This is a genomic window from Fusobacterium sp. DD2, assembly GCF_018205345.1.
Lineage (GTDB): Bacteria > Fusobacteriota > Fusobacteriia > Fusobacteriales > Fusobacteriaceae > Fusobacterium_A.
In genome coordinates this window covers 65,194-75,136 of record NZ_JADRHM010000001.1, presented here as the reverse complement: position 1 = coordinate 75,136, position 9,943 = coordinate 65,194, and the positions used below count along the sequence as shown (strand labels likewise).

General features: G+C 31.0%; 9 protein-coding genes. 3 read left to right on the top strand and 6 right to left on the bottom strand.

Translation table 11 applies throughout. The features are described 5' to 3' along the window. Positions 1 to 117 precede the first annotated feature (117 nt). Both guaA and IX290_RS00375 read right to left on the bottom strand, forming a co-directional pair. Positions 118 to 1,656 (bottom strand): glutamine-hydrolyzing GMP synthase, encoded by a 1,539-nt coding sequence (guaA, locus tag IX290_RS00380; protein ID WP_211491239.1) that lies wholly within the window; start codon positions 1,654 to 1,656, stop codon positions 118 to 120. Positions 1,657 to 1,830: 174 nt separating this feature from the next. Continuing rightward, on the bottom strand, positions 1,831 to 2,631 hold the full coding sequence (locus tag IX290_RS00375; protein ID WP_211491238.1) for a Cof-type HAD-IIB family hydrolase: 801 nt from the start codon (positions 2,629 to 2,631) through the stop codon (positions 1,831 to 1,833). 103 nt (positions 2,632 to 2,734) lie between these two features. On the opposite strand from IX290_RS00375, the gene IX290_RS00370 reads away from it, so the two are divergent. From IX290_RS00370 to IX290_RS00360, 3 genes are all read left to right on the top strand, one after another. Beyond that, the gene (locus tag IX290_RS00370; RefSeq protein WP_211491237.1) at positions 2,735 to 3,337 is read left to right on the top strand and encodes an HAD family phosphatase; all 603 of its coding nucleotides are present in this window, start codon (positions 2,735 to 2,737) and stop codon (positions 3,335 to 3,337) included. A 129-nt stretch (positions 3,338 to 3,466) separates the two neighbouring features. Next, positions 3,467 to 4,702, top strand: coding sequence for a hypothetical protein (locus IX290_RS00365; protein ID WP_211491236.1), 1,236 nt, complete (start codon positions 3,467 to 3,469; stop codon positions 4,700 to 4,702). Positions 4,703 to 4,910: 208 nt separating this feature from the next. Continuing rightward, positions 4,911 to 6,461, top strand: a complete 1,551-nt coding sequence (locus tag IX290_RS00360) for a nitrite/sulfite reductase (protein ID WP_211491235.1) — start codon at positions 4,911 to 4,913, stop codon at positions 6,459 to 6,461. 213 nt (positions 6,462 to 6,674) lie between these two features. Here IX290_RS00360 and IX290_RS00355 read toward each other — a convergent pair whose 3' ends face one another. From IX290_RS00355 to IX290_RS00340, 4 genes are all read right to left on the bottom strand, one after another. Continuing rightward, positions 6,675 to 7,526, bottom strand: coding sequence for a S1-like domain-containing RNA-binding protein (locus tag IX290_RS00355; RefSeq protein WP_211491234.1), 852 nt, complete (start codon positions 7,524 to 7,526; stop codon positions 6,675 to 6,677). A 63-nt stretch (positions 7,527 to 7,589) separates the two neighbouring features. After that, positions 7,590 to 8,264 (bottom strand): ATP-binding cassette domain-containing protein, encoded by a 675-nt coding sequence (locus IX290_RS00350; RefSeq protein WP_211491233.1) that lies wholly within the window; start codon positions 8,262 to 8,264, stop codon positions 7,590 to 7,592. A 2-nt stretch (positions 8,265 to 8,266) separates the two neighbouring features. After that, positions 8,267 to 9,013, bottom strand: coding sequence for an ABC transporter permease subunit (locus tag IX290_RS00345; protein WP_211491232.1), 747 nt, complete (start codon positions 9,011 to 9,013; stop codon positions 8,267 to 8,269). After that, the gene (locus IX290_RS00340; protein WP_211491231.1) at positions 8,985 to 9,932 is read right to left on the bottom strand and encodes an ABC transporter substrate-binding protein; all 948 of its coding nucleotides are present in this window, start codon (positions 9,930 to 9,932) and stop codon (positions 8,985 to 8,987) included. The genes IX290_RS00345 and IX290_RS00340 overlap by 29 nt, the downstream gene beginning before the upstream one ends. Between the last annotated feature and the right edge of the window lie 11 nt (positions 9,933 to 9,943).

Genomic DNA, 9,943 nt, shown 5'->3' with positions numbered 1-9,943 from the left:
AGAGGGACAAAAGTCCCTCTTTTATATTACTTTTTATTTTCAAGTGCATTTTAAGAGCACTTAAAATATTTTATCTCTCAACTATTCAATATTAGTATTGTTCAAGGAATATGTCTATTATTCCCATTCTATTGTTGCAGGTGGCTTAGATGAGATATCATAAGTCAATCTGTTAATTCCTTTAACTTCATTTAGGATTCTGTTAGAAACTCTTTCTAAGAAGTCAAATGGAAGATGTGACCAAGTTGCAGTCATGAAGTCTATTGTATTAGCAGATCTTAATACTGCAGTATATTCATAAGTTCTTTCGTCTCCCATTACACCAACTGATTTAACTGGTAATAATACTACGAAAGCTTGGCTAACTTTATTATAAAGTCCAGCATTTCTTAATTCTTCGATGAAGATATCATCTGCTTCTCTTAATATATCAGCTTTTTGTTTATCAACAGCACCTAAGATTCTGATTCCAAGTCCTGGACCTGGGAATGGGTGTCTATCGATCATATGATCTGGTATACCAAGTTCTCTTCCAACTTTTCTTACTTCGTCTTTAAATAGCTCTCTTAGAGGCTCAAGAAGAGTAAATTTCATATCTTTTGGAAGTCCACCAACGTTGTGGTGAGATTTTATAGTCATTGAAGGACCTTTTACTGATTGAGATTCTATAACGTCAGGATAGATAGTTCCTTGAGCTAAGAATTCAACATCTTTAAGTTTTCCTGCTTCTTCATTAAATACTTCGATAAATTCTTTTCCAATTATCTTTCTTTTAGCTTCTGGTTCAGAAACTCCAGCAAGTTTAGATAAGAATCTCTCTTCAGCATCTATACACTTAATGTTCATGTGGAAGTTTTCTCCATATACTTCCATAACTTTTTTAGCTTCATCTTTTCTTAGAAGACCTGTATCAACAAATATACAAGTTAATTGATCTCCTATTGCTTTGTGGATTAGAGTAGCAGCTACTGATGAGTCAACTCCTCCTGAAAGTCCTAATAGTACTTTTTTATCTCCAACAGTTTCTCTTATGTGTTTTATTGTTTCTTCAATATAGTTACCCATTGACCAGTTCTTTTCACATTTTGCAACGTTGAATACGAAGTTTCTAAGCATTGCAGTTCCGTGTTCTGAGTGAGTTACTTCAGCGTGGAATTGGATACAGTAGATATTTAATTCTTTGTTGAATACTGCTGCAACACAAGAATCAGTATGTCCAATTTGTTCAAATCCTTCAGCCATTTTTGTTACATGGTCATTGTGACTCATCCAAACTTTTGAGTTATTTGGAATTCCTTCAAATAGAGGACTTTTTGCGTCATCAATTATTAATTCAGCTTTACCAAACTCTTGTTTGTCTGCTCTTGCAACTTCTCCACCCATTAAGTGAGTAGTTAATTGCATTCCATAGCAAATTCCCAAAATAGGTATTCCTTGTTTATATAACTCTTTATCAATAGTAGGAGCTCCTTCTAAATATACAGAAGCAGGTCCTCCTGAAAGAATTATCCCTTTAGGTTTTCTAGCAAGAATTTTGTCTAAAGGTTCAAAATATGGGACAACTTCAGCGTAAACGCCCATTTCTCTGACTCTTCTAGCAATCAATTGATTGTATTGAGAACCAAAGTCTAGTATTATTATACTATTTTCTTTCATTTTAACCTCCAATTTATAATAAAAGTGTAAAACACCATCGTTTAACCTTTTTCATAGATATATTATCATAATTATTCGTAAATTTTATCATAAAATAGGGTTTGTGTCAAAAGAAATCTTCTGACTTTATCATTATCATACTTAATGTTCACATTTAAAAAATATATCTATTTATTAATAGAAATACTTTTTAAGAAACTTAGCTACTCCATTGTTCTGGTTTGTATCTGTTACATATCTTACTCTGTTTTTAAGATTTAAAGGAGAGTTACCCATAGCTACACCATATCCAGCTTCCATGAGCATCTCAAGGTCGTTAGATGCATCTCCAAATGCAACACAATCCTCCATATCAATTCCTTCACTTTTTAGTATCTTTCTTAATACAATACCTTTGTTGACATTCTTATTTAATACTTCAAATAAGTAATCCTGTGACTTAGCTGTATAAACCTTTCCAGCAAATATTTTTTCGATCTCATTACAAAGCTCATTGAATACATCTGAGTTTTTCATATCCTGAATTGTTACCTTAGTCATTGTATAATCATCAAATGAATCAAAGTCCTTTTTCACTGGTGTCAAACCTGTATGATCTGCATACTTAATTGATTCCAGATTATCTGGATCCTCTACATACCATTTATTATCTCTGTAAAGGTTCACATGGATATTATGTTCTTTTGCCATTTTGATTATTGTTTTTGTATATTTTTCCTCTAAAGGTTCTTCATAAAGTACCCTGTCATTACGATAATCAACTACTTTAGCACCATTGTATGTTATAATTACACTATTTAATCCTAATTCATCTGCAAAAGGCTTGGCAGACACATAGGTTCTTCCTGTCACAAGAAAAATCTTAGCACCCTTTCTTTCAAACTCTTTAAGTATATTTTTATTAGTTTCAGATATTCTTTTATCATCTGTTAAAAGGGTTCCATCTAAATCTAAAGCTATAGCTTTAATTTTCATCTTCCGTCCACCTCCAAAGAAATTTTGAATTTTTCCCTATATAGATTATAATATGATAACAAAGAAATATCAATGTATATTAACAAATAAAGGAGGAAATTTCATGATAAAAAACATAATTTTTGACCTAGGTAATGTATTAATAAATTATGATCCACATGATTTTATTAATAAAAATGTTAAAGAGGAAAACAGGGAGAAATTTTTCAAGGAGATATTCCAAAGTAAAGAGTGGCAGGATTTAGATAGAGGTACTTTAGAATATGATGAAGCAGTGACGATTTTTAGTAAAAGACTCCCTGAAGAAAGAGAAAATATTAAGAAACTATTTGATAACGATATTCAAGACGTATTATTTGTAGATAAAACAAACATTAAATATTTATCAACTCTTAAAAATAAAGATTATAAACTTTATATATTGTCAAATTTTCATAAAAATTCATTTAGAAAGATTTCTGAAATTCATAACTTTAAATCTATTTTTGATGGAGGAGTCATTTCTTATGAATGTCATCTTTTGAAACCTGAGTCAAACATTTATAAAGCTATAATTGACAAATATGGATTAATCCCTGAAGAAACAGTATTTATTGATGATTTTCTTCCAAATGTTCAAGAGGCTATAAAATTTAACATTCATGGAATTCATCTTAAAAATATAAAAGATTTAATCAAAACCCTTAACAATACATTAAATATTTAAAATTATATTTCTTTTTTAAATAAATGATTAATTTATTTAAAAAACTATACATATTTTAAAAAATATTATATAATGTATTAGGCAAAAAAATACGATTTTTTTAGTGTTATTTATTTAAGGGGGACTAATATGTTTTTATCACCAGAAGAAAAACTTTTATCATTGAGAAAAAAGTATAAAATTACACAGGGAGAATTAGTCGGTGATGACATTACAAGAGTATTTTTAGGGATGATTGAAATTGGAAAAAGATCATTAACTGAAAAGACTGCAAAATTGTTATGCAAAAACTTCCATAAGATTCTATCAGAACAAGGAATCAAAGATAAAATTTCCCTGGAAGAACTAATGAAAACAAGAGAACAACAAGCAATTGAGTTCCTAAACAATATGCTTTTAAGTGAGATTGACATAAGTGATGACAACTTATGGATAATTGAAGAAGCATTGTATGAACTTGCACCAAAAGAAAGAAGTGAATTCTGCGAAAAACTTTACAGTAGATTTAAGAACAGAGAAAGATATCTTTTAGCTAAGGAATATCTTCTGAAATCATTTCACGGTGTCAGAAAAATTCCTAATCTCAAAGATAAATTAAAAGATATTTTCTTCCTTTGTGAAAAAGTTAATGATCCCGAATGTGCTGTATGTACTTATAGAAGATTTGCTTCATGGCTTGAAAAAGAAAAGCTTAATCCTTCAACTGAAGAGCTAAAATACTCATATGCAAAAGCTTTAATTGAGATGAAAGAGTATACAGAAGCTTTACAGATAGCTAAATATCTGGCTAAGAAAACTAAAAATGACAGTACTTTATTCATTGCAAGAAACCTTATAGCAAGAATCTATAAAGAAAAAGGTATGATTGAAGACTCTATAAAAGAGTACACTTCACTTGCTAAAGGAAGAAGCAACCAGGATAAATGTGTTACATATTGTAAAGTTATCAAAATCGGTATGGAACTTGACGATATGGCTATTATTAAAAAATACTATGAAAAATGTAAAGATAATTTTGGAGAACATGCTGAACACAACGATCCTAAAAACTTATCTGTACTATTTACACTTGCAAGAGCTGCAAAGCTTTTAGGCAAGATAAAAGATTCAAAGGCTTATTACATGGAAGCTCTAGTAGTTGGAAGACTACTTAAAGGAATGGAAAAAGAAAGAGTTACTATAATTGGTGAACTGTTTGATGTAGTTGATAAAAGTGATTTTTACTCAGTTCAAAGTATTGAAACTGAATATGCTGAACTTCTGAAAATAACAGGAGATTACAAACCAGCTATAAAAATATTAAACTACTATCAAAACTATCTTCCAAATGATTTGAGCAAGAAATTTGAACTTTTTATAAAATAATTCAGTAATCAATAGAGATATTTAATGACTGCACCTGAACTCTTAGAGAGATTGATGGTGCAGTTTTTTTATATTTACCTTTGCTTATCAAATAGTTTTTTCATATGTATAATTATTTCTAATGGTCCTATAAGAAATACTTTCTTCATTTTATTGGGATTATATGTTATCCTAGTCCATGTAACACAATTTTTGAAGGAGTGAAGGAATGCAGAAACAATTTGAACTATTAAAAAAAGAAATAGATGAATTTAGAGAATTAGGTCATGAATTTTTAGATAAAAAGATCTCAGTAGGAGATTTCAAAGGAAAATCAGGTGGAATGGGTGTCTATGCACAAAGAGGCGGAAACTCTTTTATGATTAGACTTCGTACTAACTCAGGAATCCTTAAAATGAACCACCTTAAACTTATAGATTCTTTTATTAAAAGATACAATCTTAAAAATATCCATCTTACTACAAGACAGGCTATACAGCTTCATAATCTTGGTATTGATGATGTATGTGATATTATGTCTGAATCATTAGATAACGGTCTTTATACTCGTGGTGGGGGAGGTAACTTCCCAAGAAACGTTGGTCTTGCACCTATGTCAGGAGTTGAAAAAAATGAAGCATTTGATGCAACAGAAATTGCCAATGCAATAAGTGGATATTTAACTAAGCAGATAACTGAATACAAGCTACCTAGAAAGCTTAAAATATCAATTTCTACAAGTTCTAAGGACACAGCCAACTCAACTATAAACGACATCGGTTTTCTTGGAATTAATGAAAATAGGAAGGCTGCTTTCAAATTATTCTTAGCAGGAGGACTTGGAAGTAACCCTGAAGTCTCTATAGAATACCCTGAAAGAATTGCACCTCAGGATGTATTATACTGTGTTGAAGCTATGGTAAGACTGTTTATGGCTGAAGGAGATTACCAAAATAAAGCAAAAGCAAGAACCAGATATATTCCTAAGAGAATGGGAAGAGATGAGTTTATTGCATGTTTTAAAAAGCATTTTGAAGATGTTAAAAGTGAAAAAGATCTTACACTTGATTTGGATATTAAACTTTCTGAAACTTTAGATAACTATACTCACAAACTAAGTGAAACACCTTATCTTATCCCACAAAGACAGGATGGTCTTTATACAGTTATAGTTCACCCAACTTGTGGAATATTAGCTTCAGAAGATTTCCATACACTTATTAAATTCTTGGAAGAAAATGAAAACAGCCAGGCAAGATTAAGCATGAATGAGGATATCTATGTTAGAAATCTAACTGAGGAACAGGCACAAAATCTACTTACCCTTACAAGTCATTTAAGAGGAAACCACAAGGTTCACCAAAGTCTTTCATGTGTAGGAGTACCTACATGTCAAATTGGTATAGAAGAGAGCCAAAATCTTGTAAAAAGTATCCTTGAGTACCTAAGTGATAACAGCTTAAAAGAGGATTTCCTACCTCAAATCCATGTATCTGGTTGTCAAAACTCATGTGCAAGACATCAGACTTCTGAATTGGGATTTATTGGTGGAAAAAGAAAAATTGGAGAGGCACTTGAAAGTATATTCACACTTTATACAGGTGGAAGAGTTGAAGATGGTAAAACTAAGCTTGGAAACCCTATGGGAAGCATGATTGCTAAACATATCCCTGAGTTTGTTGGAGAGCTTTCAAAAGAGCTTGAAAATAAGCACAAAAGCTTCTCTGAGTATACTGATACAGATGAATTTAAAAACCTTGTAAAAAAATACGCTTTATAATAAGCAAAGAGGCTATCGCATTTATAAAATGAAAAAATAGAATTCTCTTAGCTAGCAATTATTTCTATTTATATTGCTTACAGAAAGAAAATTTGAAACTCACTTCGTTCAAACAGTCAAATTTTCAGTATTCTGTTTCGCTTCATAAATTACGAAACAATTTCTAATGCCGAGAATTCTATTTTTTACAAATTTGCAATAGCCTCTTATCTATTATTTTTTAACTATTCTGAAATATCCATCTTCAGTTTTTTCAATCTTTTTGTGTTTCAATAGATTTCCTATTGCTCTTTTAAATGCTTTTTTACTCATATTGAAGTAATCAACTATCTGTTCAGATGATGTCTTATCATTAAATCTGAAACTGTCTTTTAAAAGTCTCATTTTTTCCAGAATAAGTTCAGCATCTTTATCAGCCTGAAGATAAGCAAGTTCTCTAGGTGAAAGGTCTAATTTTCCATCCTCTCTAACTCTTATAACTCTTGCTTCAATTTCATCTCCAACTTTATACTCTTTGAAGTACTCATTCTTAGGAATAAGTCCAAAGTATCTATCTTCTACAGCTACGAATACTCCTATCTCAGGATTTATTCTATATACAGTACCAGTTACAACATCGTTTTTCTTCATTGATGTACTTGGTAGTAAGAATTTGTAAATCTTCATTGTAGCTGAAAGTCTTCCTTTACTGTCTTCATATATTCCAACAAGGTATTTCTTACCTATCTCAACTTCAGCTTCCTGTTGTCTCTTAGGAAGTAATAGGTCCTTTGTAAGTCCCCAATCCATAAAAGCTCCAAGAGTTGGATGAATATCTGTAACTTCAAGTTTTGCAAGAGTTCCAACTAAAGCTTCAGTCTTTCTAAATGTAGCTACTGGTCTGTCTTCAGAGTCCATGTAAACCAATACCTCTACTTCGTCTCCCTCTTTTAAATCTCTATCTTCAAGTTCGTTATTTGGAAGTAGTATATTGTCTTTACTATCTCCAGTCTCAGCATCTAAGTATGCTCCAACACTTGCAAAATTATTTATTTTTAATTTCTGTCTTTTCCCTATCTTTATCATCAAACTATCTCCTTACTATTATCTTATCATTAGATGATATATTATATATTCATTTCCATATTTTTACAAGAACAACTTTTCAAGATTTTCCTTCATTTTATCTTTTGTATCATTATTCTTAAATTCTCTTATGAGTCTAGTAGGTTTTGAACCTAAAACCACTATATTATCCCCTAAGTCAAGAGCTGAATCTATATCGTGTGTTATAAATAGAACTGTCTTTTTTGACATGTTCTGCAATCTTTTAAAATCTTTTATTATATCTGTCTTGGTACGCAAATCCAAAAATTCAAATGGCTCATCCATAAGAAGGTATTTTGAAGGAAAAGCAAAAGCTCTTGCAATTCCCACTCTTCTTTTCATTCCACCACTTAATACATCTGGATATCTATCTGCATAATCTGAAAGCTTAACCATTTTCAGATACCCATCTATATATTTTTTCAAATCCTTTATTTTTCTGTTTTTTAATACATACTCAAGATTTTCATATACAGTTTTCCATGGAATTAGAGCATCGTCCTGAAATATATATGATATTCCAGAAGAGGTATCATTTACAAATTCGACTTCACCTTGATAATCATCTATAAAGCCACAAATTATCTGTAAAAGTGTAGTCTTGCCACAACCTGATTCTCCCAAGATTGCAGTGACCTTTCCCTCCTGAATATCCAAATCCAGTCCATCAAATACTCTATTTTCTCCATAACTTTTTTTAATATTTCTAAGTCTCATCTCTATCTCCAGCTAGTTATTTTTCCATTGAAAAAAAGTATGCTCTGCTCAATTACAAAGTTTAGAAGTATCACTATTATTACCCAGGCAAATATCTTAGAGCTTTCAAGATAGATTTTATTTAAAAGTATCTCTCCACCTATTGACATGCTCTCCTGAGATAGTACCTCACCAGCAATTATTACCTTAAATGTAAGTCCTACCAGAGAGTGAATACCTCCAGATATATGAAAATACACCCCTGGAATATAGATATCCTTTAGCATTCTGTACCTTGAAACTTTAAATATCTTAGACATCTTTACAAGATTTCTATCAATGCTTTCTATTCCAGAGACAATATGGTCATAGAGTATTGGAAAGAGTATCAGACTCCCTACTATTACAGGGACAATCTCAGCTCTGCTCCATATTAGTACCAATATTATCATAGCTATTGTAGGTACAGATTTTACAAAACTCACATATGGCAATATAAGTATCTTTATAATGCTGTATCTATATGAGAGCACTCCAAACAGTGTCCCTAAAATACCTGACACCAATATCACCATAATGAGTTTTCTCAGGGTTCCACCAATGATAGTTAGAAAATTTTCTCCAGTTACTATCAGCCCCAAAGCTTTTAATATCTCTTTTATATTTGGAAATAAAAATCTATTTCCTATAAGGTGAGCAACTATATTCCACACTGCTATAAAGAGCAGAAATGAAACCACCTTAGTTAAATATTGCGAATACCTCTTCATTTGGAAGTTTTCCTCCAATTACTTTGCTGTTTGTATCATATAAAATCTTAAAATAGTTATTATACTCATCTTTACAATCCTGAGCTTTTATAAATTTAAGATTAGCCTTTCCAAGAATTTCATCTAAAATAGATGTATCTATCATAATATTAAGATTATTTACATATTGAGCTTTTTTATCACTACTGCTATGTAAAAACTCTATACTTCCTTCTAAATCCTTAACAAATTTTTGAATAAGTTCAGGATTATTTTCAACTAACTCTTTTTTAGCTACAAGTGTAGACTGAGGGTATCCAAGTTTAGACCCTGTAAGAGCTTTCCACTCATCATTAAGATTTAAATTTATTTTTGTAGATTTATCCTTACTCATTATCTTACTTAGCATTGGTTCAGGTATAACAGCTATTTTAGCCTTTTTACCTAAATAGAATCCTGCAAGCTCATTTCCACTGCTCACATAATTTATTTTTACATCCTTATCTGGTGTAAGTCCGTTTTTTATAAGAATATTCTGAAGTATAATATCTGGAGTCAGACCTTTCCCAAATACATATAATTCACTGTTTTTAAGATCTTTTACACTTGATATATCTTCATGGCTTATTACATAAAATGATCCCCAACCAACAGTACCAAGTATCTCATAACCTAAACCTTTATTATAGAGCTGTGCTGCAAAGTTAGAAGGAACAATAGCTATATCTCCCTCTTTTTTTAACATATCTACTACTAGACCATCAGCATTTTTCTCTATTTTATAGTTTATATTTACACCATCTATCTTATGATCCTCATTTATAAGTTTTACCATACTTAAAGTAGGCAACCCAGCTGGTGTAAGTACCTGAATATCCTTACCAAAAAGATTAAATGCTAAACAGAATAAAAACACTGCAAAAATAAATTTTCTCTTCATAAGTCTACTCC